Raw genomic sequence first — 26,480 nt, forward strand, 5'->3', positions numbered from 1 at the left:
GACCTATGACAGCCACCGCCCCGCGCTTCGGAGCCGTATCCCTGGTGCGGCTGCTTCTCGTCACCACGGTGCTCATCGGCACCGTCCTCACCGTGCTCTCCGGCACGGCGTCGGCGCACGCAGCACTCACCGGGAGCAACCCCGAGGACGGGGCGGTGGTCGACACCGCTCCTCCGAACGTCACCCTCACCTTCTCCGAGCAGATGGGCATGGGCACCGACTCGATCCGTGTGCTCGACCCGGACAACAAGCGCGTCGACACCGCGAAGGTCGACAACCTGGGTACCGGCTCCACGGTCACCTACAGCGTCGGCCTGAAGCCCGGCCTCCCCGACGGCACGTACACCGTCGCCTGGCGGGCCGTCTCCGCCGACAGCCACCCCATCTCCGGCGCCTTCACCTTCTCCGTCGGAGCGCCCTCCGAGACCACCGCCACCGTGCCCGGCCAGCAGGCCGGCGGCGGGCTCGTGGGCGCCCTCTACGACATCACGCGCTACGTCTCGTACACCGGGTTCATCCTGCTCGTCGGCGGTACGGCCTTCATCCTGGCCTGCTGGCAGCGTGGCGCGTCCGGGCGCCCCCTGCAACGGCTCATCGTCCACGGCTGGCTCGCCCTGACCGCCGCCACGCTCGTCCTGCTGCTCCTGCGCACCCCGTACACCGGCTCGGGCAAGCTGGCCGACGCCCTCGACCTCGGCGGGCTCCAGGACGTCCTGACCACGAAGACCGGCGCGGCGCTCATCTCGCGGCTGCTGCTGCTCGGGGCCGCCGCGCTGTTCATCGCGGTTCTCTTCGGTACGTACGCCAAGCGCTACGGGGAGAACGGGGAGAACGCCGAAGGGGAGGCCGGGGAGCCGGGGAAGAACGACCTCACCTTCGGGCTCGCGACGGGCGGCACCGTCGTCGCCGCCGGGATCGCCGCCACCTGGGCCCTCTCCGAACACGCCTCGACCGGGATCCAGCCCGGTATCGCCATGCCCGTGGACGTCCTGCACCTGCTGGCGGCGGCCGTCTGGCTCGGCGGGCTGACGGCGCTGCTCATCGCGCTCCACAAGGCGCCCTCCATGGAGCGTGCGGCGATACAGCGCTTCTCCCGCATCGCCTTCGCCGCGGTCGTCGTCCTCGCCGTGACCGGGATCTACCAGTCCTGGCGGCAGGTCGGGTCGTGGTCGGCGCTCGGGGGAACGTCATACGGGCGGCTCCTTCTGGTGAAGGTCGGACTGGTCGCCGTCCTCGTCTCGGTCGCCTGGTTCTCCCGGCGGTGGACGGGGCGGCTCGCGGAACGGACGGACCCGGACGTACAGGTACAGGTACAGGCGGAGGAAGCGACCGGGACGGCGGACGGGACTGCGAACGGGCCGGCGAACGGAACAGGGAACGGAACGGAGAACGGGATACCCGCGAAGGCCGAGGCCACGGCGGAACCGGGCACCGGGAGTGGACCCGACACCGCCGCGGCGACAACCGTCGTCGACGACGCCGAGAGAGCTACCCAGCTCGACCGCCAGAAAGCCGCGATGGCGAGCGCACGCCAGAAGCGTCTGCGCGACGCCGACCCCGGACGGACCGGGCTGCGCCGCTCCGTTCTCGCCGAGGCCGGCGTGGCCGTCGTACTCCTCGCCGTCACCACCGTGCTGACCTCGACGGAACCCGGCCGCACCGCCGAGCAGGAAGCCGGCCGGGCCGGCGCCGCGGCCGCCGCCGAGCCCGAGAAGACGGGCCCCACCACCCTCGCCCTGCCCTTCGACACCGGCGGCAGGAACGGCCAGGGCACCGTCCGGCTCACCCTCGACCCCGCACGCTCCGGCGCCAATGTCATGAACATCTACCTCGACAACGCCGAAGGAAAGGTCATGGACGTGCCCGAGGTGAAGATCGCGTTCACCCTCACGGCGGAGAAGATCGGCCCGCTGCCGATCGTGCCCGTACGCGCCGCCGCCGGAAAATGGGTCGCGGACCCCGTCCTGCTCCCCATGCCGGGCGACTGGAAGCTCCAGGTGACCGTGCGGACCTCGGACATCGATCAGACAACCGTCGACAAGAACGTGAAGATCGGCTGACTCACCGTGAGCGACACCCGACAGAACCCGGGCTCATCCACCACCCCGGACACCCCGAGCTCCTCAAAGGCCTCAAACTCCTCGGGGGACCCGAACATCTCTGACGCCCCACGGACCTCGGAGGCGAGCGACGACGGGGGTGCTGCCCCCGCCCCGGTCGTCTCCAGACGCCGGCTGCTCGGCACCGCGGGCGCCGCCGGGGCCGCCGGGCTGGCACTCGGCGCCGTGGGCGGAGCCGCCGGCTACGCCACCGCCCGCCGCCCCGAACCGGTCACCGCGCTGACCACCGTCGGCACGGAAGCCGTCCCCTTCCACGGCGCGCACCAGTCCGGTATCACCACCCCGGCGCACGCCCGCGGCCATCTGATCGCCTTCGACCTCGCCCCCGGCTCCGGCCGCAAGGAGGCCGCCGCGCTGCTCCGCCGCTGGTCGGCCTCGGCGCGCGCCCTGATGGCCGGCGAACCCTCGGGCGGCCGGGGCGGCACCCCGGCGAACGGCGGTCAGGACACCGGGATCGCCCTGGACACCGGCCCGTCCTCACTCACCGTGACCTTCGGTTTCGGCCACAGTTTCTTCGGCCGTACGGGTCTCACCGGCCGCCGCCCCGCAGCCCTGGACCCGCTGCCCGCGTTCTCCGCCGACCAGCTCGACGCCGCGCGCAGCAACGGCGACCTGTGGGTCCAGATCGGTTCCGACGACGCGCTGGTCGCCTTTCACGCCCTGCGTACGCTCCAGAAGGACGCCGGCTCGGCGGCCCGGGTCCGCTGGCAGATGAACGGGTTCAACCGCACCCCCGGCGCGACCGAGCAGCCCATGACCGCCCGCAATCTGATGGGCCAGGTCGACGGCACCCGTAACCCGAAGCCGTCCGATCCGGACTTCGATCAGCGGATCTTCGTACCGGAGAAGGTGCCGGCCGGCACCCCGGAGTGGATGGCGGGCGGCTCCTACGCCGTCGTACGCCGGATCCGCATGCTCCTCGACGACTGGGAAGAGCTGGTGGTCGCCGAACAGGAGAAGGTCATCGGGCGCCGCAAGTCCGACGGAGCCCCCCTGACCGGCGGTACAGAGACCACCGAACCGGATCTCGACCGGCGCGGGCCCGACGGCGATCTGATGATCCCCAGCAACGCGCACGCCCGGATCTCCCGGCCGGACGAGAACGGCGGGGCCGCCATGCTGCGCCGCCCCTTCTCCTTCCACGACGGCATCGGCGCCGACGGGACACCGGACGCCGGGCTGCTCTTCGTCTGCTGGCAGGCCGATCCGCTCAAGGGGTTCGTCCCCGTGCAGCGCAAGCTCGACCGCGGTGACGCGCTCTCGGCGTTCATCCGCCACGAGGCGAGCGGACTTTTCGCCGTACCCGGGGGCGCGCGCCAGGGGGAGTACGTGGGCCAGCGGCTGCTGGAGTCCTGAGCCCGCCGGGCCCCCGCCCGCGGCGACGGGAACCATCGGCGGGGCCGGGCCATTAGGGTGACCGTATGTCGGCCACGCGCTATACGTATCTCGGCCCCGAGGGCACCTTCACGGAAGCCGCCCTCCGTACCCTCCCCGAGGCCGCCACCCGGGAGCTGGTCCCGATGGTGTCGGTCCCGGCGGCCCTCGACGCCGTACGGAACGGGGAGGCCGCGGCGGCCCTCGTACCGATCGAGAACTCGGTGGAGGGCGGGGTCACCGCGACCCTCGACGAGCTGGCCGGCGGCGAGCCCCTGATGATCTACCGCGAGGTGCTGCTGCCGATCAGCTTCGCCCTGCTCGTACGGCCGGGGACGAAGCTCACCGACGTGAAGACGGTGACCGGGCACCCGGTGTCCCAGCCGCAGGTGCGCAACTGGCTGCGGGCCAAGCTCCCGCACGCGCTGTGGGAGTCCGCGGCGTCGAACGCGGACGGCGCGCGGCTGGTGCAGGAGGGCCGGTTCGACGCGGCCTTCGCGGGCGAGTTCGCGGCGGCGACGTACGGCCTCGAACCCCTGGTCCGTGAGATCCACGACGCGCAGAACGCGGAGACGCGCTTCGTCCTGGTGGGCCGGCCCGCGCGCCCGGCGGCGCCGACGGGCGCGGACAAGACCTCGGTGGTCATCTGGATGGGCGAGGACCACCCGGGCGCGCTGCTCGAACTCCTCCAGGAGTTCGCGGTGCGCGGCGTCAACCTGATGCTGATCCAGTCGCGGCCGACCGGCGCGGGGATCGGCAACTACTGCTTCGCGGTGGACGCCGAGGGCCACATCTCGGACCGCCGGGTGGGGGAGGCGCTGATGGGGCTGAAGCGGATCTGCCCCAAGGTGCGGTTCCTCGGTTCGTATCCGCGGGCCGGGGTGTCGGCGGCGGACGTGGGGACGCCGCGTCCCGGGACCTCGGACGCCGAGTTCATCGACGCGGCGGACTGGCTGGCCCGCAGCCAGGACGGCCGGGGCTGACGCCGGCACGCGGGGCCTGACACAGCGACCGCGGGGCCTTGTGGGCCGAGTCGGCCGCGAGGCCTTCTGTGGGCCCGGCAGGGACCTGTGGACAAACACCCGAGTTATCCACAGGATCAACTCTCGACCTGGGGACAAGTCGACAACTCGGCCCGGCACGGTCGACAAATCTCCGCACTCGTCCCGGTTTCGTCCACAGGGCCGTCGACAGCCCTGTGTCACCGCCATTCCCGTGATCAACTCGTTAGAGCGAGCAATTCCCACCCGAATGAGTGTGTGAAGTGGGTTTGAGAGGCACTTTTCCCGCCTCCCGCCCAGCTTTCGGCGAGAGGTGCTCCCGGATCCACAGATCCCTCGCACACCCTGTGGATAACTTTGGGGATGACCGCCTTTCTGTGGACAACAGGCACCCCGGCACCCACTGCCGCCCGCCCCAAGTCCCGCCCCACACAAGGGAAGTAGGTCAAGGTCACGACGGCGGAATGCCTCGTTCCGGGGAATTCGATCCCCTTTATTGACGAACGGCAGGCAACCGGCAAGGGATTTAGCGACAGTTTTAACAAATGCGGCAATTCGGACGGCGGGAGTACCCACCGGCAAACGAGTGGGGTGTTGTCATCGCGCACCGGTAGCCTGGTGGGGTGATTGACCTTCGCCTGCTTCGTGAGGACCCCGACCGTGTGCGCGCGTCCCAGCGCGCCCGTGGAGAGGACGTCGCCCTTGTCGACGCCCTGCTCTCCGCCGACGAGCGGCGCAGGTCGTCCGGCGTGCGCTTCGACGAGCTGCGCTCCGAGCAGAAGTCGCTCGGCAAGCTGATTCCCAAGGCCTCCGCGGAGGAGCGTGCCGGCCTGTTGAAGCAGGCGGAGCAGCTCAAGGCCGACGTCAAGGCCGCCGACGCGGCGCAGCACGAGGCGGACGAGGAGGCCAGGCGGCTCCTTCTCCAGCTCGGCAATGTCGTCCACCCCGACGTCCCGGTGGGCGGCGAGGAGGACTTCGTCGTCCTGGAGACGCACGGGACGATCCGTGACTTCGGAGCGGAGGGCTTCGAGGCCAAGGACCACCTGGAGCTGGGCGAGGCGCTGGGCGCCATCGACGTCGAGCGCGGCGCCAAGGTGTCCGGATCGCGCTTCTACTACCTGACCGGGGTCGGCGCGCTGCTGGAGCTGGCGCTGGTCAACGCGGCGATCGCGCAGGCCACCGAGGCCGGCTTCATCCCGATGCTCACCCCGGCGCTGGTCCGCCCGCGCGCCATGGAGGGCACGGGCTTCCTCGGCCAGGCGTCGGAGAACGTGTACCACCTGGAGAAGGACGACTACTACCTGGTCGGTACGTCGGAGGTGCCCCTCGCCGCGTACCACATGGACGAGATCATCGACGCCGACAAGCTGCCCCTGCGGTACGCGGGCTTCTCGCCGTGCTTCCGCCGTGAGGCCGGCACGTACGGCAAGGACACCCGGGGCATCTTCCGGGTACACCAGTTCGACAAGGTCGAGATGTTCTCGTACGTCGACCCGGCGGAGGCCCAGTCCGAGCACCAGCGGCTGCTGGAGTGGGAGAAGCAGTGGCTGACCGGCCTTGAGCTGCCCTTCCAGGTGATCGATGTGGCGACGGGCGACCTGGGTGCCTCGGCCTCGCGCAAGTTCGACTGCGAGGCGTGGATCCCGACCCAGGGCAAGTACCGCGAGCTGACCTCGGCTTCCAACTGTGACGGCTTCCAGGCCCGCAGGCTCTCGGTCCGGATGCGCGACGGCAAGCAGGTCAAGCCGCTCGCGACGCTGAACGGCACACTGTGCGCCGTGCCGCGCACGATCGTGGCGATCCTGGAGAACCACCAGCAGGCCGACGGTTCGGTACGGGTGCCCGAGGTGCTCCGGCCGTATCTGGGCGGCCGCGAGGTGCTGGAGCCGATCGCCAAGTGACCGCCGAGTCCGCCCCTCCCTCCGCCCCCGCCCCGTCCACACCCCCGCTCCCGGCCCCGGCCCCGTCTTCGTCAGCCGTCCCGTTCCCGTACAAGCTGGTCGCGACCGATCTCGACGGCACGCTGCTGCGGGAGGACGGCACGGTCTCGGTCCGTACGCGCGAGGCGCTCGCCGCGGTCACCGCGGCGGGTGCGGCCCACATCGTCGTCACCGGACGGTCCGTGCCCTGGACGCGCCAGGTCCTGGAGGATCTGGAGTACGAGGGCATCGCGGTGTGCGGACAGGGGGCGCAGGTCTACCACGCGGGCGAGCACCGGCTGCTGACCTCGCTGACGCTGGACCGGCAGCTCGCCGGGCTGGCGCTCGCCAAGATCGAGGGCGAGACCGGCCCGCTCGCGCTGGCCGCGAGCCGGGACGGGCTCGACGGCGAGGTGCTGGTCACCCCCGACTTCCGGCTGCAGGGGGGCCCGCTGCGGGCGACGGTCGTCGAGGATCCGGCGGAGCTGTGGACGGCGCCGCTGAACAAGGTCTACATCCAGCATCCGGAGCTGGACGACGACGCGCTGACCCGGGTCGCGCGGGAGACGGCCGGGGGCCTGGTCGACGTGGTGATGGCGGGCGAGGGGATAGTGGAGATCCTCCCCCTGGGCCTGACCAAGGCCACCGGCTTGTCGCTGGCCGCGCGCCGGCTCGGTGTGAAGGCGGCGGACACGATCGCCTTCGGTGACATGCCCAACGACATCCCGATGTTCGGCTGGGCACGGCACGGCGTGGCCATGGCCAACGCCCACCCGGAGCTGAAGGCTGTGGCCGACGAGATCACGGAGTCCAACGGGGACGACGGCATCGCGGTCGTGCTGGAGAAGCTGCTGCTCGGCTGAGCCGTACGGCGGGCTGACACACGGACGTACGGAACACGGACGTACCGAACAGGGACGTACGGAGTACGGGAGGGGCGGCCCGCGCGGATGCGCGCTCGAAGCGGCCGCCCCCGGGCGGCACTCGCGCGGCTGCGCGGAGTGGTGATGGCTCCTCCGGTGCCTGCGCGGTGCTGCCCTGTGCGGAGCTCGACGGACTCGACGGACTCGTCAGCCGGTCATCGCCGTGCTCCGCTCCCGGTCTGTGGTGTGTCCCGGCGCGCCGGCCGCCGTGACACCACTCACTGTGCCCCGGCGCGCCGGGGCCCGCCACTGATTATCCGTACGGGCCCGCGCCCGCCCGCCGCGTAACGACGGGACGGACACGGGCCTCCCCCGGCTCATCCGGCTCCCCCGGCTGACCGGCCGGCCGGGAGCGGGTCAGTGGCGCCTGCGGCCGCGCCGCAACTCCCCCACCTGCTGGGCGACGTGATCCACCTTGGCGTCCACCCGGTCGATACGGTCGGACATCTCGCACAGCCGGTTGCTGATCGCGGCGACCACCTGGTTGGTGGCATCGAGCCTCCGGTCGAGGCTGTCGAGCTGGTACGACATCCGGTTCAGCACCGGCCCCAGCTCCTGAAGCGCCACCCCGACACCGCCGAGGCAGGACTCGACGTTCGTCACCCGCCGGTCGAGCGCCGCGTACCCCTCGCGCCACCCTTCCTCGGCGTCGAGGAGGTACGTACGGACGCACCGCGCGATGTCGCTGTCGCGGAGGAGCATCGCGATGTTGAGTACGGCGCGGCGGGTGTGGAGGGTGAGCTGAGTAGCCGCCTGTGGATAACTTTCGGCGTACCGCTCACCCCATAGTGACGTCATGTCACTATGAAATTTCCTCAGGTCAGAGCCTCGCAGCACACGCATGCCGCTTTCCGTGAGCTCAGCTCGATGCCTCGCGGTCACCTGCCTGATGACGTCTGTGGATACTTCGAAGTACCGGGACACGTCCTCGGTGCGGACGTGAATTCCGTCCGGGAGCATGACGAGGGCTTTGATCTTGTCGAGGGCGTCGACGCGCCCCAAGTGCTCGACCCGCAGAGTGCGCGATTCGAGCAGAGCACCTTCAGGTGGCATGAGCATGCCTTCCATTCGTGAACCGATGATGGCCGGCCCTCTCCCCGGGCTTCAGGGGCGGAGGTCGGCTCACGGTGGCTACTCACCCAATGACCGGCGCGGTTCTCCCGAACCGCCCCCGGCAATCCCCAGATTCACGAACGCTCGACGCTACGAACTCCAATTGCCTCCACGCACACGGAACAACGAGCCGATAAACGTACAGTTACGCGGTCACACGGTTCCCGTTCCCGGGCGGTCCTCACTTCCAGGACCCGCCCCAGGAACCGCTCCCAGGCCCACGCTCCCGGCCCTCACTCCTCGCCCGCGAGCGTCAGCGTCCGGAGCTTCTGGCCCGCGTACCAGGTCGCCGCCACCGACACGCCCACCAACAGGCTCACCGCCAGGGGCAGTCCGACGTCCGAGGTGATCGTGGAGCCCTCGCCGATGCGCTGGGCGAGCGCCAGCGCCCACTGCTGGACGCTGAGAGTCCGCGCGCCGGAGACCAGGCTGCCGAAGAGGGTCTCCCAGACCAGCGCGTAGACCAGGCCGATGACCACCGCGTGCCGGCTGACCGTACCGAGCAGGAGGAAGAGAGCGCTGTACGCGATCGACGCGACAAGCGCGGCGACCGTGTAGGCGATCGCGATCTGCTGCCCGTTGCCGTTGAGGATCCATCCGGCGATGAAGGTGGGGATCGCGGAGAAGCCCATGGTGACGGCGATCGCCACGATCAGTTTGGTGAAGATGATCGCCGACCGCTTCACCGGCTTGGAGAGCAGATAGACGATGGAACCGTCGTCGATCTCGGGGCCGATCGCGCCCGTACCGGCGATCACGCCGATCAGCGGGACCATCGTGGCGAGGGCGAAGCCGCCCAGCACCTCCGAGGCGATGTGGTCGTCGACGCCGTTGATCATCCGGACGGCGACGGCCATCAGGATCAGCAGCGCGGGCAGTACGAAGAGGATCGCGGCCCGGCGCCTGCCGAGCAGGGCCCGGTAGGTGAGCCGGGCGACTGTGGGGTTGTACATGACGTCACAGCTCCTTTCAGGCCGCTCAGGCCGCTACGAGGTAGGAGAAGACCGACTCAAGGGATTCGTCCGACGGAGAGACCGTGAGCAGCCGGATGGAGTGCTCCCGGGCGACCTTCGGCAGCAGCTCGGTGAAGCGGCCGAAGTCGACGGCCTGGATACGCAGGGCGCCCTCGGCGAGGTCGACCTCGATACCGGCCGTCGAAGGGTCGGCGATCAGCGCGGCGGCGAGCGCGCGGTCGTCGCTGGACCGTACGAGATAGCGGTGCGGCCGGTCGGTCATCAGCCTGCGGATCTTGCGGAAGTCACCGGAGGCGGCGTGCCGGCCCGCCACGATCACCTCGATGTGCGAGGCGAGCTGCTCGACCTCCTCCAGGATGTGCGAGGAGAACAGGACCGTACGGCCCGTGGCGCCCATGCCCCGCAGCAGCTCCATGAGCTGCATGCGCTGGCGCGGGTCCATGCCGTTGAACGGCTCGTCGAGCAGCAGCACCGACGGGTCGTGGACCAGCGCGGACGCCATCTTGACCCGCTGGCGCATGCCCTTGCTGTACGTCCCGATCCTGCGGTCCTGCGCGTACTCCATCTCGACCGTGGCGAGGGCGGCGCGGGCCGCCTTGAGGCCCAGTCCGTGCAGTTCGGCGTTGGCGACGACGAATTCGAGGCCGGTGAGGAAGTCGTACATCCCCTCCCGCTCCGGCACGATGCCGATCTGCCGGTAGACGGATTCGTTGCGCCAGATCGGCGCTCCGTCGAGGGTGACGGCGCCCGTGGAAGGGGCGAGGAAGCCGGCCATCATGTTGATGAGGGTGGACTTGCCGGCGCCGTTGGGGCCGAGCAGACCGGTCACGCCGGGGCCGATCGTCATGGTCACGTCGTTGACGGCGACCACGTTCCCGAACCAGCGCGAGGTGTGCTCGATGTTGATGGTGGTCACAGCCCGACCTTCCGGTAACGGCTCATGAGGACGGCGTACGAGCCGGAGATGAGCGCGAGGACGACCAGCAGATAGAGCACCCCGGACCCGGCCGAGGGACCCGCGCCCCCGGGGAAGGACGACGAGGCGCCGAGGAACGCGGTCTGCAGGCCGTCGATCAGTGTGATGGGGGAGAAGAGGCCGATCCACTTGATGGCGCCGGCCTGGTCCGTGGCCGTCGCGATCCCCTGGAGGACGGAGACGGCGCCGTACGAGATGGTCAGGATCGCGATCACACCCGCGACCCCGAACCCGCGGCGCGGCGTGAGCGCGGCCACCACGAGGCCGAGCCCGCCGAAGAGGAGGGAGAGCACCGTCACCGACACCACTCCCTGGCCGAATCCCTTGGTCTGCTCGACGAAGTCCATGCCGGCCAGCAGAGAGCCGATGTAGAGGATGAGGAGCGGCACGCCGGTCAGTACGAGCAGGGCGGAGGCCATCGCGCCGAACTTCGCGAGAACGTAGTCGCCGCGCTCGATGGGGCGCGAGAAGTAGAGCGGGATGGACTTGAAGCGCAGATCGCGGGAGACGGACTGGGGCGCCTGCGCCGCGAGGTAGAGGCCGATGACCGCCTGGGTGAAGATCGCGTAGCGCGTGTAGTCCATGGGCAGGCTCTTGAGGTCCGTCGCGACGGCGACCGCCACGATGATCGCCGCGGGCAGGCACATCACCGCGAAGAGGATCATCGGCAGGACCTTGGACTTGGCCGAGCGGCCGAGTCCGTACGCGCCGCGCAGGGACTGCCAGTAGAGGGAGCGGCGGGCGTAGGCACGGCCGAGCCGGGGTCCTTCGTACGAGCGGTATCCGATGTTGTGGATCCGGCTGGCCCCGGTGTCGACGGCGCCCTGGGTACCGGAACGGGCGTCGGTCTCAGCGCTCATCGCGGGCACCTCCCTTCTGCTGCACTGCGTACGCCGCCTGGCCGGCGCCCTGGTTCTGGTCCGCCTCGGCGGCCGGCCGCGGCCGGAAGACCTCGGCGATGTGGTGGCGGCGCTGTTCCATTCGTACGAGCCCGAGGCCGAGCCCGGCGACCGTGTCGCGGACGATGTCGTACGTCTCCTCGCCCGTGGCCTCGATCAGCAGGATGTGGCCCGCGCCCGGCAGCCCGTCCTCCGTGCCCGCCTGGAGCGTGACCCCGGCGGCGGCGAGGGAGTCGCGCAGCGCCCGCGTTCCGTCGGGGTGCGTGTCCGTGTCGGTGACCTCGACCGCGAGGGTCGTGGTGATCTGGGTGAAGTCGCTGGTCGAACTGGAGCGCAGCAGCCGCCCGCCGTCGATGACGACGACGTGGTCACAGGTGCGTTCGAGTTCGCCCAGGAGGTGCGAGGTGACCAGCACGGAGATGCCGAAGTCGGTGTGGACACGGCGGATCAGGCCCAGCATCTCGTCGCGGCCGACCGGGTCGAGACCGTTGGTCGGCTCGTCGAGGAGGACCAACTGCGGGTCGTGGACCAGCGCCTGGGCGAGCTTGACGCGCTGCTTCATGCCGGTGGAGTAGCCGCCGATGGGGCGGTAGCGCTCTTCGTAGAGGCCGACGTGGCGCAGGGTGTCGGCGGTCCGCTCGCGGGCCGCGGTCGGCGGCAGCCCGGACATGCGTGCCATGTGGACGACGAACTCGGTGGCCGAGACGTCCGGCGGCAGGCAGTCGTGCTCGGGCATGTATCCGACCCGCTCGCGGATGGCGCTGCCACTGGTGGCGACGTCGAGCCCGAGCACGGCGGCCCGGCCCTCCGTCGCACGGGACAGGCCGAGCAAGATCTTGATCATGGTGGATTTTCCGGCTCCGTTGGCGCCCACCAGGCCGGTCACACCGGGCCCGATGTCCAGGGACAGCCGGTCGAGTGCGGTCACCCGGGGGTACCGCATGCTCAGGCTTTCGGTCGCGATCACAGTCGTCACATTCCGAAGGTAGTGGTGCGGGCCACAGCGAGCGTCAGACCTGGCGCCTGTATCCGTGTCCGCCTCCAGTCGTACGGACCCGTAGGGGGCATGCCCCTAGGAGGACGGACAGGAGGCGAGGGGCAGGAGAGGGCCTGGTTGTCCACAGGGGCGACGGGTCACTTGGGGCACCGGAGTAGCGTCGGTGATGCGACCTGGGACGCCGGGTGTGGTGTCGGCGTGCGGGGCCCCTAGTTCCACCAGCGAGATGGTTCAGGGCCTCCCCGTCGCCTCTGGCCACACCCATATGGCCAGGTCGTGAGGGACTCCGCCCGTCCGGTGCGGACCACGGACAGGATCCGTGTCGCCACCCGGGACGCGAAAGCGGACGACCAGTGCGCCCAGGACCGTTCGGGGCGTGCCAGTGCGCGGATCCACCCCCGCTCACTGCTCAGGAACGGTGTGACTCTACCGGGACAACATCCGTCCCCGGCTGCGCCGGCCGCGTACGGACGCCTACGCGTCCGTGCCGGTGCAGCTCATCACCCCGGCCGACGACGTCTTCCTCTCCAAGCGGCTCTACGACGATCTGGAACGGTGGGCTCCCCGGCTCGTGCGGCGCACGCTGCCCGCCAAGCACTGGGTGCCGCGCACCCGCCCCGACCAACTGGCCTCCTGGATCACCGACTTCGTGCTCGCACAGGAGGAGCGAGCCCCTCTCCACGGCCGGCGCGCCGAGCGGCCCGTACGCGGAGCGCTTCGGCGGACAGCTCGTCCTGGTCACGGGCGCGGCCGGCGGGATCGGCCGGGCGGTGGCCTTCGCGTTCGCCGAGGCGGGCGCCCGGGTCGTGGCGGTCGACCGGGACGGCGACGGCGCCGCCAGGACCGCCGAACTGGCCGGGCTGATCGGCGCCCCGGACGCCTGGAGCGAGTGCGTCGATGTCGGCGACGGTCCGGCCATGGAGCGGCTCGCGGAGAAGGTCGCGGCGGAGTACGGCACGGTCGACGTCCTCGTGGACAACGCGGGCACCGGACTGTCGGGCGCCTTCCTCGACACCACCGCCGAGGAGCGGAAGGGGGTCCTGGACACCAACCTGTGGGGCGTCATCCACGGCTGCCGGCTGTTCGGCGGGCAGATGGCGGCGCGCGGGCAGGGCGGTCACATCGTCAACACCGCTTCCGCGGCCGCCTATCAGCCCTCCCGGGTACTGAGCGCGTACGCCACGTCCAAGGCCGCGGTGCTCATGCTCAGCGAGTGCCTGCGCGCCGAACTGGCCGCGAAGTCCATCGGGGTGACCGCGGTCTGCCCGGGCTTCGTCGACACCGGCATCACCTCCACCGCTCACTTCACCGGTGTCTCCGCCGGGGAGGAGGACCGGCTCAGGAAGAAGACCGCCCGGCTGTACGGGATGCGTGGCTACCCGCCCGAGAAGGTCGCCGACGCCGTACTGCGCGCGGTGGTCCGTAATCAGGCCGTCGTGCCCGTCACCCCGGAGGCCCGCGGCGCGCGGATTCTGGGGCGGATCGCGCCGCGGGCGCGGCGCACCGTCGCCCGGGTCGAGCCGCAGCTGTGAGCACCGCGGGGCGGTAACGAGGGCGCCGGGCAGGGACTTTGGACATCCCCCGCCCTATCAACGGACAGAGCGGCGTTCTTGCTTTAATTGCTTTTTCTCGCCCAAGCGGGATGAAAAGACTCGCCTGTTGTCCACAGGATCGCCAAATAACCTGTGGATAAGTCAAGTTGACTGTGGATCAAACCTGTGAACCATGACGAGTTGAAAATCTTGTGGCGGCGCCTCGGCGCGGGCGGGCACGCTGGCCGGATGCACAATGAACCCGAGAGGGCGGGCCGCATGTACCCGGCGCATCGCCCGGAGCCGCCCCGCGTACCCGACGAACGACGCACCGTGAAGGTGTCGAAGTACCTCTCCAGACACCTGCGCCACCAGCCGGAACGGATCGGGATCGTCCTCGACCCGAACGGCTGGGTGGCGGTCGACGAACTGATCCGCGCGGCCGGCGCCCACGGCTTCCGGATCAGCCGTGCCGAACTCGACCACGTGGTCGCCGTCAACGACAAACGCCGTTTCACCATCGAGAGCGCGGGCGGTGGAGGCCCGGGCGACCGGATTCGGGCCAACCAGGGGCACACCGTCAGCGTCGACCTGGAGCTGGCACCGGCGGAGCCGCCCGCGTACCTCTACCACGGCACCGTCCCGCACGCCCTGGCCGCGATACGGACCGAGGGCCTGCGCCCCATGGCCCGGCACCATGTCCATCTCTCGCCGGACCGCGCGACCGCGACCCGCGTCGGGGCCCGTCGGGGCCGGCCCGTCGTGCTGTCGGTGGACGCGGGGGCGATGCACCGCGACGGACTGGTCTTCCACGTCAGCGCGAACGGCGTCTGGCTCACCGACTCCGTACCCCCGGGCTACCTGCGCTTCCCCGACTGACGCGACGGGAAGCGGTTCACGGACGGAGCTGAGCCAGTGCCTCCGTGCCGATCCGCTCGAACACCCGCTGGTCGGCGGCGAAGTCCGAGTCCGGGATGGGCGCGTGCACCGCGATCTCCGTGATCCCCAGCTCGAAGTGGCGTCCCGCGAAGTCCACGAACGCGTCCAGCGACTCCATCGGCCCGTTCCGGTCCGGTGTGAAGCCGGTCAGCAGGATCTTCTCCACCTCCGACGCCTTCCGTCCGATCTCCGCGCACGCCGCGCCGAGCCGCTCGATCTGCCCGCCGATGGCCGCCCGCGACTCCTCGGGCGTGCCCGCCTCGAACAGCTTCGGATCCCCCGTCGTCACCCACGCCTGACCGTGCCGGGCGGCGAGCCGCAGCCCGCGCGGACCGGTCGCCGCCACCGCGAACGGCAGCCGGGGCCGCTGCACGCACCCCGGGATGCCCCGGGCCTCGACCGCCGAGTAGAACGTCCCCTCGTACGTCACGGAGTCCTCGGTCAGCAGCCGGTCGAGCAGCGGTACGAACTCGGCGAACCGGTCGGCGCGCTCCCGCGGCGACCACGGCTCCTGGCCGAGCGCGGTGGCGTCGAACCCCGTGCCGCCCGCGCCGATCCCCAGCGTGATCCGGCCGTTCGACACGTCGTCGAGCGTGAGCAGGTCCTTGGCGAGCGTCACCGGATGCCGGAAGTTCGGCGAGGTCACGAGCGTGCCGAGGCGGATCCGCTCGGTCGCGGCGGCAGCGGCCGTGAGGGTGGGGACCGCACCGAACCACGGTCCGTCGCGGAAGGTCCGCCAGGACAGGTGGTCGTAGGTGTAGGCGGTGTGGAAGCCCAGCCGCTCGGCGCGCAGCCACTCGTCGCGGCCACCGTCGTGCCAGCGACGGACGGGAAGAATCACGGTACTCAGACGCATGACGGCGACGATACGGGGCGGTCCGGATCCAGGTCGGCCCGGGAGACACCGGCACGGGTCCGGACCGGCCCGGGGGGACACCGGCACGGGTCCAGGTCGGCCCGGGCGACACCGGCCGAGGCGCGGACCGCTGTCCGGGGTCGGCTCAAACGTGCGCCCCTCCGCCCGCCCGTGCGGGGCCGTACGTGAGAATGGCCCCGTGACCTCGCCCCGTGGATCCGCTCCCGCACCCGACTCCTCCCCGCTTCCCGCCCGGCCCCGGCTCATCGCCACGGATCTGGACGGAACGTTGCTGCACAGCGACAAGTCCGTCTCGGACCGTACGATCGCCGCGCTCGAAGCCGCCGAGGAGGCCGGTATCGAGGTCTTCTTCGTCACCGGCCGGCCCGCCCGCTGGATGGATGTCGTCAGCGCCCATGTGCACGGCCACGGCATGGCGATCTGCGCCAACGGCGCCGCGGTCGTCGACCTGCACTCCGGCGGCAGACTGCTCATGGCCCGCCCGCTGGACCGGGCGACCGCCCTGGACCTCGTCGGGGCGCTGCGCGACGCCGCCCCCGGGGCGACCTTCGCGGTCGAGCAGACCACCGGGATCAACTACGAGCCGGCGTACCCGACCTTCTCCCAGGACCCGGGCGCCACCATCGCCACCGCGGAGAAGCTCCTGCGGGCCGAGGAGACCGACGACGGCTCCGCCCCCGTCCTGAAGCTGCTCGCCCACCACCCCGAGCTGACCCCGGACGGCTTCCTCGCCCTGGCCCGTACGGTGGCGGGGGACCACGCCACCGTCACCCGCTCCAGCCCGACCGCGCTCCTGGAGATCAGCGGCCTGGGCGTGAGCAAGGCGAGCACGCTCGCCCTCTGCTGCGCCGAGCGCTCCATCTCCTCCGACGAGGTCGTCGCCTTCGGGGACATGCCCAACGACCTGGAGATGCTGACCTGGGCGGGCACGTCGTACGCCATGGGCAACGCCCACCCGGACGTATTGGCCGCCGCGTCCGGCCGTACGGTCACCAACGACGAGGACGGCGTCGCGGTCGTCATCGAGCAGATCCTCGCGCGGCTCTGAGACGCCCGGGCGGCCGCCCCCTCGCACCAGGCCCTCCGCCGCCGGTACCGCTCCACTACCGAGGGGGCTCACAACGGCACCTCCCAGATCACCGTGGCGCCTCCCGCACCTCCCGCTTCTTCCACCTCTTCTGTCTCTCCCCTTTCACCCGCGTCATGGCCGAGCCCCGGCTCGGACCAGCTCGCCCCGCCCAGCGACTCGGCCCGCCGCCGGAGGTTGCGCAGGCCGCTGCGCCGTCCTCCGGCCGGGATACCCACGCCGTCGTCCGCGACGGTCAGCCGTACCGCCCTCCTCCCGTCGGCGAGTTGTGCCGTCGCGTCCACGACCACCTCGATACGGGACGCGCGCGCGTGCCGGAAGGCGTTGGAAAGGGCCTCCCGGAGCGCGGCGATCAGGTTCTTCCCGTACGGCTCGCCCACGGCCGCGTCGATCGGGCCGACGAAGCGGTACGTGGGGGTGAAGCCGAGCGGCACCGCCGCCATGTTGATCTCCCGCAGAACCCGCGTCCGTACCCCCGACGGCGCCTCCGCGGGGCCCTGCTGGAGGGCGAAGATCGCCGCGCGGATCTCCTGGATCGTCACGTCCAGCGCCTCGACGGCCTGGTCGATGCCCTGGTGGACCTCCCGCGCCACCGTGCCGCGCTGGGCGCTCTCCAGCATCATCCCGGTGGCGTGCAGCCGCTGGATCACCAGATCGTGGAGGTCACGGGCGATCCGGTCACGGTCCTGCAGGACCGCCAGCCGCTCCCGGTCGTGCTGCGCCCCGGCCATCATCAGCGCCAGCGCCGCCTGCGAGGCGAACTGACCCGCCAGTGTGCGCTCCCGCTCGCCGAACGGGAGCGCGCCCCGTTCCCGCGGCATCACCAGCGCGCCGAGCACCCTGCCGTCGGTGCGCAGCGGCAGCAGCATGATCGGGCCGTACAGCGAGGCCATCTCGGTGATCACGCGCGGATCGCTGCGGGCGTCGTCGACGATGACGGCCTCGCCCGCCAGCAGGGCCGCGGCGGCGGGGCTCTCGGCCGGGATGAGGTAGCCGGGCCTGACGCGGGGGCGATCGGCGGAGACGGCGACGACCTCCAGTTCACCGCTGGGCGTACGGAGCATCACCGAGGCCATCGCCGCGTCCGCGAGGCGGTGGGCCTGTTCCGCGACGATGTTGAGCGCGTCCTCGGTGGAGCCACCGGAAAGGAGCGCGGTGGTGACGGCGACCGAGCCGTCGATCCACCGTTCGCGCTGCCGGGCCGCCTCGTACAGCCGGGCGTTGCCGATGGCGATGCCCGCCTCGGTGGCCAGGACGCGCACCATGTGCAGGTCATGGTCGGTGAACTCCGCGGGCCGCGGCTCCTCGGGCTCCGCCCCGTCGGCCTCGGCTCCGGTGGACTTCCCGGCACCGGACTTCCCGGCGCGGGGCTTCCCGGCACCGATCTTCTCCGCGAGATAGAAGTTCCCGTAGACCTCGCCCTGGCCCCGGACCGGGACTCCGAGGAACGTGCGCATCGGGGGATGTCCCGGTGGGAATCCGGCCGCGCGCGGGTCCTTCGTCAGATCGGCGAGCCGGATCGCCTCAGGATGGCTGATCAGCGCACCGAGGAGCCCGGTGTGTCCGTCGGGACGGTGGCCGATGCGCCGGGCCGTGTCCGCGTCGACCCCGTATGTGACGAAGTCCGAGAGCCCGTCGCCCAGTTCGTCGACGACACCGATCGCGGCGTACCGGGCGCCGACGAGTTCGGCGGCGGTCGAGCAGATCCGGTCGAGCGTGGCGTGCAGGCCGCGCCCCGCGCCGACGGAGCACATCGCCTCCAGGAGCTGGGGGACCCGTGCGGTGGTCTCGGCGGAGAGCCCTTCCAGACTGGCGGCCGCGCGGGTGGCCGCTTCCAGGGGGTCGAGCGGATCCGGCGGGTCCAGGTGTTCGGGCTCTTCCATGGACCCGAGAGTAATAAGGGCTATTTCACACCGAAAGTCGGATTTCCCGCTCCGTGGTGCCACCGGCCTGCGCCGCCATGGTCGCGCCGAGCAGATCACCGGCCCGCTCCCGCTCCAGCATCCGCCGCAGCGGCCCCTCGACGGCGGCGAGTTCACCGTACGGACCGCGCTGTACGGTGCGGCCCTCGTCGAGCACGATCACCTCGTCGACCGCTTCGAGTCCCCGCAGCCGGTGGGTGATGAGCAGCGTCGTCCGCCCCTCGGTCGCCGCCAGCAGATCGACGGTCAGCGCGTCGGCCGTCGCCAGGTCGAGATGTTCGGCGGGCTCGTCGAGGAGCAGTACCGGGAAGTCCGCGAGGAGCGCGCGGGCCAGCGCGAGGCGCTGGCGCTGGCCGCCGGAGAGCCGGGCGCCGTGCTCGCCGACGAGGGTGTCGAGCCCGGCGGGCAGCGCGTCGACCCAGTCGAGCAGCCGCGCGCGGCGCAGCGCGTCCCGCAGGTCGTCCTCGTCCGCGTCCGTCCGGGCGAGCCGGAGGTTCTCCCGGACGGAGCTGTCGAAGAGGTGGGCGTCCTGGGCGCAGAGCCCGACAAGGCGCCGTACGGTGTCCCCGTCGAGCGCGGCCAGATCCGTACCGCCACCCGTGCCGCCGAAACGGCAGCTGCCCTCGCGGGCGTCGAGGAAGCGCAGCAGCACCTGGGCGAGCGTGGTCTTGCCCGAGCCCGAGGGTCCGACGACGGCGACGCGCTTCCCGGCGGTCAGCGTCAGGTCGAAGCCCGCGAGCGCGTCCCGCCGCTGCCCCGGGTACCGCGCCGACAGCCCGCGCACCTCCAGCGGGAAGGGCGATCCGGGCGCGGGCGCGGGCCGTTCCGGCTCCCGTACGGGGACGGGCGCGTCCAGCACTTCGCACACCCGCTCGGCGCTGCGGCGGGCCCGCTGCCGGTGGAGCACGGCGAGCGGCAGCCCGGTGACGGCCTCGAACGCGGCGAGCGGGGTCAGCACGATCACGGCCAGCTCGATACCCGCGAGCCGCCCCGCGTGCACGGCCTGGACGCCCAGGAACGCGGCGGCGGCCACGGTCACGCCGCAGATCAGCGCGGTGAGTCCGGCGCCGAGCGCCTGGGCTCCCGCGCTGCGCGAGGCGATCGACGTCAGCGTCGCGTCGGCCGCGCGCACCCGGCGCAGCCGGCCGCGCAGCGCGCCCGCGACGGTCAGCTCGGCGGTGCCCCGGAGCAGATCGACGGCCTGGGTGGCCAGTAGCCCGCGCGCCGGGGCCAGTTGCCGCTCGGTGCGGCGGGCACAGACGCCGCTCAGCAGCGGGGCGCCGACTCCGGCGGCGAGCAGCCCGACCGCCAGGGCGGCGCCCGCCTCGGGCAGCAGCCAGGCGGTGAAGCCGACGGCGCCCAGGGAGACGAGCACGGCGGTACCGGCCGGAAGCAGCCAGCGGAGCCAGTAGTCCTGGAGTTCGTCCACGTCCGCGACGAGCCGGGACAGCAGATCACCGCGCCGCGTGACGCGCAGCCCGGCGGGCGCGATGCGTTCCAGCCGCCGGTACACGGAGACCCGGAGGTCCGCGAGCATCCTGAGCACCGCGTCGTGCGAGACGAGGCGCTCGGCGTACCGGAACACGGCCCGGCCGATGCCGAAGGCGCGGGTCGCGGTGACCGCGATCATGAGATAGAGCACCGGGGGCTGCTCCGAGGCGCGCGAGATCAGCCAGCCGGAGACGGCCATGAGGCCGACGGCCGAGCCGAGTGCGCAGCTGCCGAGTACCAGGGCCAGCACGAAGCGGCCCCGCAGTGCCCCGGCGGCGTCCCGCATCCGGGCGAGCGGGCTCCGGGCCGCCAGGGCCGCACCGCCGGCCGCCGTCTTCTCCGCCCCCGCTGTCTTCTCCGTCCCCGCCGTCTCTGCCGTCTCCTCCGCCTGCTCACTTCCGGAGACGGAGTCGGCCGTACGGACGGACTCCTCGGCCGGGCCGGCCGGCTCCCCCGCCGACGGGTCCAGCAGCGCCGCGCGTTCGCGCAGCTCCACCGCGGAGAGGCCGTCCGAGGACACCGCCGTCTCCGTACGCCCCGCCGGACGCACCGGCCGGGCGCCCCCTTCCGACGGCGCAGACCCCTCCGGTCCCTCCGGCTTCTCCGGCTTCTCCGGCCGCTCCGGGAGGGCGATCACCCGGTCCGCCACCGCGAGCAGCGCCGGCCGGTGGACGACCAGGAGGACCGTGCGGCCCGCCGCCAGCCGCCGTACCGCCTCGACGATGCCCGCCTCCGTCTCCCCGTCGAGCGCCGCGGTGGGCTCGTCCAGGAGCAGCAGCGGCCGGTCGGCGAGAAAGGCCCGGGCCAGGGCGAGCCGTTGGCGCTGTCCGGCCGAGAGACCGGCACCGTCCTCGCCGAGCACGGTCTCCGCGCCGTGGGGAAGCGCCGACACGAAGTCGTACGCGCCCGCGTCCCGCAACGCGGTGACCAGGGCCGTGTCGTCCGCGTCGGGACGGGCCAGCCGTACGTTCTCGGCGATCGTCCCGGCGAAGAGGTACGGCTGCTGGGGGACCCAGGCGATGGTCTCGTGCCAGCGCTCCGGGTCGAGGGAGGCGAGATCCCGGCCGTTCACCCGTACCCGGCCCTCGTCCGGTACGGCGAAGCCGAGCACCGCGTGGAGCAGCGTGGTCTTCCCGACGCCGCTCGGGCCGACCAGGGCGACGGTCTCCCCCGGCTCGACCGCCAGGGTGACCGCGTCCAGCGAGGGTTCCGTACGACCCTGATGGCGGACCGTCACCCCCTCCAGTTCCAGCCGCGGCGTGCCCGGAGTCTCCTCGGCGCGCGGCACCGTTTCCGTACCGCGTGCGGCGGGCTCCGTCTCCAGGACCGCGAAGATCTCCTCGGCGGCGGAGAGCCCCTCGGCCGCCGCGTGGTACTGCGCCCCGACCTGCCGGATCGGCAGATACGCCTCGGGCGCGAGCACGAGCACCACCAGCCCGGTGTACAGATCGAGGTCGCCGTGGACGAGCCGCATCCCGATGCCGACGGCGACCAGTGCCACCGAGAGCGTCGAGAGCAGTTCCAGCGCGAACGACGACAGGAAGGCGATCCGCAGGGTGCGCACGGTGGCCCGGCGGTACTCGGAGGTGATCGTACGGATCGACTCGGCCTGGGCCTTGGCACGGCCGAAGACCTTGAGGGTCGGCAGCCCGGCGACCACGTCCAGGAAGTGACCGGACAGCCGGGACAGCAGCCGCCACTGCCGGTCCATCCGGGACTGCGTGGCCCAGCCGATGAGGATCATGAACATCGGGACGAGCGGCAGCGTCACGACGATCACCGCCGCCGAGACCCAGTCCTCGGTGACGATGCGCGCGAGCACCGCCACGGGGACGACCACCGCGAGCCCGAGCTGGGGCAGATAACGCGCGAAGTAGTCGTCCAGCGCGTCGATCCCCCGGGTGGCCAGCGCGACCAGCGAACCGATGCGCCGGCCGCCCAGCCGGGCGGGCCCGAGCGCGGCCGCCCGCTCCAGCAGCCGGCCGCGCAGCTCGGACTTGACCGCCGCGCTCGCCCGGTGGGCCGCCAGCTCCGTCAGCCAGGAGACCAGGGCGCGCCCGACAGCCACGGTCGCGAGCAGCAGCAGGGGAGTACGCAGGTCGGAGGCGTCGTACCCGCGCTCGAACGCACCGACCACCACCTCGGCGATCAGCATCGCCTGGGCGATCACCAGCGCCGCCCCCGCCACCCCGAGCGCCACCACGGCCACCAGGAAGAGACGGGTGGCGCGGGCGTACCGGAGCAGACGCGGATCGATTGGTTTCACGTGAAACACCCACTCCCGCCGCTACGACCGCGGCCGCTACGACTACTCCTGCGACGCCTGCTGCCACCCACTGCCGAACCCCCGTTACGCGTCGACGACCGGGCGCGTATCGGCTCCGTGCTGCGCGTCCGCGATGTGCTGCGTCCCGATCCGCTTGCGGAACACCCAGTATGTCCAGCCCTGGTAGAGCAGCACGACGGGTGTCGCGATCCCCGCGCACCAGGTCATGATCGTCAAGGTGTACGGGGTGGAGGCGGCGTTCGTCACCGTCAGGTTCCACGCCTCGTTCAGCGAGGACGGCATGACGTTCGGGAACAGCGTCAGGAAGAGCATCGCGACCACCGCGACAACGGTCACCCCGGAGAAGGTGAAGGACCAGCCCTCACGCCCCGCCGCGACGGCCCCGACCGCGGTCACCAGCGCGGCCACGGCGACGACCGCCGCGACCAGGCTCGCCCCGTCACCGTTGTCCGCCTGCGTCCAGGCCAGGAAGCCGAGCCCCAGCACGGCGGTGACGGCGCCCAGGCCGAGCGCCAGCCTCCTGGCCCTGACCCGGATGTCCCCCACCGTTTTGAGCGCGGCGAACACCGTGCCGTGGAAGGTGAAGAGGGCGAGCGTCACCAGCGCGCCGAGCAGCGCGTACGGGTTCAGCAGATCCGCGAGGTTGCCCGCGTACTCCATGTCCGCGTCGATCTTCACGCCCTGCACGATGTTGGCGAAGACGAAGCCCCACATGAGGGAGGGGATCAGGGAGGTCCAGAAGATGGTGTGCTCCCAGTTGCGCTGCCACCTCTCCTCGGGCCGCTTGGACCGGTACTCGAAGGCGACCCCGCGCAGGATCAGACAGACCAGGATGAGCAGGAACGGCAGGTAGAAGCCGGAGAAGAGGGTGGCGTACCAGTCGGGGAAGGCCGCGAAGGTGGCTCCGGCGGCGCTCAGCAGCCAGACCTCGTTGCCGTCCCAGACGGGCCCGATGGTGTTGATGAGGACCCGGCGCTCCTTGCGGTCGCGGGCCAGCAGCTTGGTCAGGACCCCGATGCCGAAGTCGAATCCTTCGAGGAAGAAGTAGCCGGTCCAGAGGACGGCGATCAGCACGAACCAGACGTCGTGAAGGTGCATAACTCCTCAACTCCTCAGTACGAGAAGGCCATCGGCCGGTCGGCGTCCGCGTGGTCGCCGCCGATCTTGGTGGGCGGATTGAGGTCGTCCTCCGTGAGCTCCGGCGGTCCGGCCTTCACGTACTTCACGAGCAGCTTGACCTCGACGACCGCGAGGACCGCGTACAGCAGGGTGAAGACGATCATCGAGGCGATCACCTCGCCCTGGGAGACGCCGGGGGAGACGGCGTCCGCGGTGCGCAGGACTCCGTACACCACCCAGGGCTGCCGGCCCGTCTCGGTGAAGATCCAGCCCCAGGAGTTGGCGATCAGCGGGAAGAGCAGCGTCCAGAGGGCGGTGATCCAGTACCACTTGGCGAACCTGGGGCTGAGCGCCTTGTTGCGGAAGAGGACGAGGTGTGGAACTTCGTCCTCGCCGGTCCGCAGGGCCGGCGGCAGCAGGAACTTCCTGCGGGTGAGCCAGAGTCCGAGCAGGCCGAGGCCGAAGGACGCCATGCCGAAGCCGATCATCCAGCGGAAGGACCAGTAGGCGACGGGGATGTTGGGCCGGTAGTCGCCGGGGCCGTACTTCTCCTGTTCGGCCTTGTTGATGTCGTTGATACCGGGGACGTGCGAGGTGAAGTCGCTGTTGGCGAGGAAGGAGAGAAGTCCGGGGATCTCGATGGCGACCTTGTTGTGGCCCTTGTCGACATCTCCGTAGGCGAACACGGAGAACGGTGCGGGCCCCTCGCCGTCCCACAGCGCCTCGGCGGCGGCCATCTTCATCGGCTGCTGCTTGTACATGACCTTGCCGAGGGTGTCGCCGCTGACGGCGGTGAGCATGCCCGCGACGACGACGGTGATCAGACCGAGGCGCAGTGAGGTGCGCATCACAGGGATGTGCTTCTTGCGCAGGAGGTGGAAGGACGCGATGCCGACCATGAAGGCGCCGCCGACGAGGAACGCGGCGGTCAAGGTGTGGAAGAACTGGGTGAGCGCCGTGTCCTGGGTGAGAACCCGCCAGAAGTCGGTGAGCTCGGCCCGTCCCGCTTCCTTGTTGATCCGGTAGCCGACCGGGTGCTGCATCCAGGAGTTGGCCGCCAGGATGAAGTACGCGGAGAGGATCGTGCCGATCGAGACCATCCACATGCAGGCCAGGTGGATCTTCTTCGGCAGCTTGTCCCAGCCGAAGATCCACAGCCCGATGAAGGTGGACTCGAAGAAGAAGGCGATCAGCGCCTCGAAGGCGAGCGGGGCGCCGAAGACATCACCGACGAAGCGCGAGTAGTCGGACCAGTTCATACCGAACTGGAACTCCTGCACGATGCCGGTGACCACACCCATCGCGATGTTGATCAGGAACAGCTTGCCCCAGAACTTGGTGGCTCTGAGGTACTTCGGGTTCTCCGTGCGGACCCACGCGGTCTGCAACCCGGCGGTGAGCGCGGCGAGCGAGATCGTCAGGGGGACGAAGAGGAAGTGGTAGACGGTCGTGATGCCGAACTGCCAGCGCGCCAGGGTCTCCGGCGCCAGAGCGAGATCCACGTCTTCTCTCCTTACGTCAAGCCTGTCCCTTTTGACCGGGGCGTAACGCCTGGAACCGGACGAGCTTGTGAACGCGTTCACATTCACAAGCATTATGTCGCACAAGTCTTCCGGATCTTCGCGGGGGGGGGGTCCCTCAAGGAACGAGCGCCGACTCCCCGAAACGCCCCTCCCCTGGCTTGGACACGCGTCAGGGGTGACCTCACAGAGATCACCCCTGAAATCCACGTTCGAATGAAATGCGCGTTCGAACCGACACCGGAGCCGGGCTAGAGCTCCTTGCGGAACGCCCCCGCCGTCCGGAGGAAGAGGTCGTTGGCCTCGTGCTCGCCGATCGTGATCCGTACGCCCTCGCCCGCGAAGGGCCGTACGACCACTCTCGCCGCCTCGCACGCCGCCGCGAAGGCCGCCGTCCGCTCGCCGAGCCGCAGCCAGACGAAGTTGGCCTGCGTCACGGGCACCGTCCACCCCTGGCCGACCAGTCCCTCGTACACCCGCTCGCGCTCCGCGACCAGCGATCCGACCCGTCCCAGCAGCTCGTCCTCGGCGCGCAGCGAGGCGACCGCCGCCTCCTGTGCGATCTGGCTCACACCGAAGGGGACCGCCGTCTTCCGCAGCGCGGTGGCGACCGGCTCGTGCGCGATCGCGAATCCGACCCGCAGCCCGGCCAGCCCGTACGCCTTGGAGAAGGTACGCAGCACCGCCACGTTCGGACGGTCGCGGTAGATCTCCACGCCGTCCGGCACTTCCAGGTCCCGATTGAACTCGCGGTACGCCTCATCCAGCACCACCAGCACATCGCCCGGTACCCGGTCGAGAAATCGTTCCAGCTCGGCCCGGCGCACCACCGTGCCGGTCGGGTTGTTCGGGTTGCAGACGAAAATCAGCCGGGTCCGGTCGGTGATCGCGTCGACCATCGCGTCCAGGTCGTGCACATCGCCCGGCGTCAGCGGCACCTGGACGGAGGTCGCCCCCGAGATCTGTGTGATGATCGGGTACGCCTCGAAGGAGCGCCAGGCGTAGACGACCTCGTCGCCGGGCCCCGCCGTGGCCTGGAGAAGCTGCTGTGCGACGCCCACGGAACCGGTGCCGGTCGCGAGGTGCGAGACGGGCACACCGAACCGGTCGGCCAGCTCGTTCATCAGCCCGGTACAGGCCATGTCGGGATAGCGGTTGAAGGCCCCGGCGGCCGAGACCGCCTGCTCCATCACCCCGGGCAGCGGGGGATAAGGGTTCTCGTTGGAGGACAGCTTGTAGGCGACGGGCCCGTCCGACGCGGCCGGCTTGCCCGGCTTGTACGTCGGAATGCCGTCCAGCTCGGCGCGCAGCTTGGGGCTCGTCTCGCTCACCGCGGGTCCTCCTCGGCCGTTCATCCGGTGGGCGCCCGGCCCTGCACCGTCCGGGCGCCTTCAATGCTGCTCACCTTAT

18 protein-coding genes and 1 pseudogene are annotated in these 26,480 nt (G+C 71.0%); 8 read left to right on the forward strand and 11 right to left on the reverse strand.

Features of this window, described 5'->3' with window-relative positions:
- The first annotated feature begins 5 nt into the window (after window positions 1-5).
- From AB0P17_RS04245 to AB0P17_RS04265, 5 genes are all read left to right on the forward strand, one after another.
- A complete protein-coding gene (locus AB0P17_RS04245) occupies window positions 6-2,060 on the forward strand; it encodes a copper resistance protein CopC (RefSeq protein WP_365807434.1) in 2,055 nt (684 codons plus the stop codon).
- 96 nt (window positions 2,061-2,156) lie between these two features.
- Window positions 2,157-3,476: an iron uptake transporter deferrochelatase/peroxidase subunit gene (efeB, locus tag AB0P17_RS04250; protein ID WP_365807681.1), complete on the forward strand. Its 1,320-nt coding sequence runs from the start codon at window positions 2,157-2,159 to the stop codon at window positions 3,474-3,476.
- Between the two features lie 65 nt (window positions 3,477-3,541).
- A complete protein-coding gene (gene pheA / locus AB0P17_RS04255; RefSeq protein WP_365807435.1) occupies window positions 3,542-4,477 on the forward strand; it encodes a prephenate dehydratase in 936 nt (311 codons plus the stop codon).
- Window positions 4,478-5,118: 641 nt separating this feature from the next.
- Window positions 5,119-6,396 carry a serine--tRNA ligase gene (gene serS, locus AB0P17_RS04260; RefSeq protein WP_365807436.1) on the forward strand — a complete coding sequence of 426 codons (1,278 nt, stop codon included), beginning with the start codon at window positions 5,119-5,121 and terminating at the stop codon, window positions 6,394-6,396.
- Window positions 6,397-6,491: 95 nt separating this feature from the next.
- Complete coding sequence (locus AB0P17_RS04265; RefSeq protein ID WP_365807682.1) at window positions 6,492-7,277, forward strand: HAD family hydrolase; 786 nt, start codon at window positions 6,492-6,494, stop codon at window positions 7,275-7,277.
- A gap of 417 nt (window positions 7,278-7,694) precedes the next feature.
- Here the strand turns inward: AB0P17_RS04265 and AB0P17_RS04270 are convergent, their stop codons facing one another.
- The 5 genes from AB0P17_RS04270 to AB0P17_RS04290 all read right to left on the reverse strand — a co-directional run bounded on the left by AB0P17_RS04270 (window position 7,695) and on the right by AB0P17_RS04290 (window position 12,242).
- Window positions 7,695-8,390 carry a hypothetical protein gene (locus AB0P17_RS04270; RefSeq protein ID WP_365807684.1) on the reverse strand — a complete coding sequence of 232 codons (696 nt, stop codon included), beginning with the start codon at window positions 8,388-8,390 and terminating at the stop codon, window positions 7,695-7,697.
- A 293-nt stretch (window positions 8,391-8,683) separates the two neighbouring features.
- A complete protein-coding gene (locus tag AB0P17_RS04275) occupies window positions 8,684-9,403 on the reverse strand; it encodes an ABC transporter permease subunit (protein WP_365807438.1) in 720 nt (239 codons plus the stop codon).
- A gap of 25 nt (window positions 9,404-9,428) precedes the next feature.
- Window positions 9,429-10,340, reverse strand: a complete 912-nt coding sequence (locus AB0P17_RS04280; protein WP_365807440.1) for an ABC transporter ATP-binding protein — start codon at window positions 10,338-10,340, stop codon at window positions 9,429-9,431.
- On the reverse strand, window positions 10,337-11,260 hold the full coding sequence (locus tag AB0P17_RS04285) for an ABC transporter permease subunit (RefSeq protein WP_365807442.1): 924 nt from the start codon (window positions 11,258-11,260) through the stop codon (window positions 10,337-10,339). Before AB0P17_RS04285 ends, AB0P17_RS04280 begins: the two co-directional genes overlap by 4 nt.
- A complete protein-coding gene (locus AB0P17_RS04290) occupies window positions 11,250-12,242 on the reverse strand; it encodes an ABC transporter ATP-binding protein (protein ID WP_365807686.1) in 993 nt (330 codons plus the stop codon). The genes AB0P17_RS04285 and AB0P17_RS04290 overlap by 11 nt, the downstream gene beginning before the upstream one ends.
- A 478-nt stretch (window positions 12,243-12,720) precedes the next feature.
- Between AB0P17_RS04290 and AB0P17_RS04295 the strand changes: the two are divergent.
- Both AB0P17_RS04295 and AB0P17_RS04300 read left to right on the forward strand, forming a co-directional pair.
- Window positions 12,721-13,828 (forward strand): annotated as a pseudogene (locus AB0P17_RS04295) (SDR family oxidoreductase); the annotation flags it as partial.
- 279 nt (window positions 13,829-14,107) lie between these two features.
- A complete protein-coding gene (locus AB0P17_RS04300) occupies window positions 14,108-14,707 on the forward strand; it encodes an RNA 2'-phosphotransferase (RefSeq protein WP_365807688.1) in 600 nt (199 codons plus the stop codon).
- A 16-nt stretch (window positions 14,708-14,723) separates the two neighbouring features.
- On the opposite strand, the gene AB0P17_RS04305 is transcribed toward AB0P17_RS04300, so the two are convergent.
- Window positions 14,724-15,623: an LLM class flavin-dependent oxidoreductase gene (locus AB0P17_RS04305; protein WP_365807444.1), complete on the reverse strand. Its 900-nt coding sequence runs from the start codon at window positions 15,621-15,623 to the stop codon at window positions 14,724-14,726.
- Window positions 15,624-15,822: 199 nt separating this feature from the next.
- Between AB0P17_RS04305 and AB0P17_RS04310 the strand changes: the two genes are divergently transcribed.
- On the forward strand, window positions 15,823-16,692 hold the full coding sequence (locus AB0P17_RS04310) for a Cof-type HAD-IIB family hydrolase (protein ID WP_365807446.1): 870 nt from the start codon (window positions 15,823-15,825) through the stop codon (window positions 16,690-16,692).
- 68 nt (window positions 16,693-16,760) lie between these two features.
- Here AB0P17_RS04310 and AB0P17_RS04315 read toward each other — a convergent pair whose 3' ends face one another.
- The 5 genes from AB0P17_RS04315 to hisC all read right to left on the reverse strand — a co-directional run bounded on the left by AB0P17_RS04315 (window position 16,761) and on the right by hisC (window position 26,401).
- Entirely contained in the window at window positions 16,761-18,596 is a 1,836-nt protein-coding gene (locus AB0P17_RS04315) for a GAF domain-containing protein (RefSeq protein WP_365807690.1), read from the reverse strand.
- Between the two features lie 43 nt (window positions 18,597-18,639).
- The gene (cydD, locus tag AB0P17_RS04320; protein WP_365807448.1) at window positions 18,640-22,410 is read right to left on the reverse strand and encodes a thiol reductant ABC exporter subunit CydD; all 3,771 of its coding nucleotides are present in this window, start codon (window positions 22,408-22,410) and stop codon (window positions 18,640-18,642) included.
- Window positions 22,411-22,494: 84 nt separating this feature from the next.
- Window positions 22,495-23,529 carry a cytochrome d ubiquinol oxidase subunit II gene (gene cydB / locus AB0P17_RS04325; protein WP_365807450.1) on the reverse strand — a complete coding sequence of 345 codons (1,035 nt, stop codon included), beginning with the start codon at window positions 23,527-23,529 and terminating at the stop codon, window positions 22,495-22,497.
- 14 nt (window positions 23,530-23,543) lie between these two features.
- Complete coding sequence (locus AB0P17_RS04330) at window positions 23,544-25,052, reverse strand: cytochrome ubiquinol oxidase subunit I (protein WP_365807452.1); 1,509 nt, start codon at window positions 25,050-25,052, stop codon at window positions 23,544-23,546.
- A 269-nt stretch (window positions 25,053-25,321) separates the two neighbouring features.
- Window positions 25,322-26,401, reverse strand: a complete 1,080-nt coding sequence (gene hisC, locus AB0P17_RS04335) for a histidinol-phosphate transaminase (protein ID WP_365807453.1) — start codon at window positions 26,399-26,401, stop codon at window positions 25,322-25,324.
- Between the last annotated feature and the right edge of the window lie 79 nt (window positions 26,402-26,480).

The organism is Streptomyces sp. NPDC088124, assembly GCF_040685895.1.
Lineage (GTDB): Bacteria > Actinomycetota > Actinomycetes > Streptomycetales > Streptomycetaceae > Streptomyces.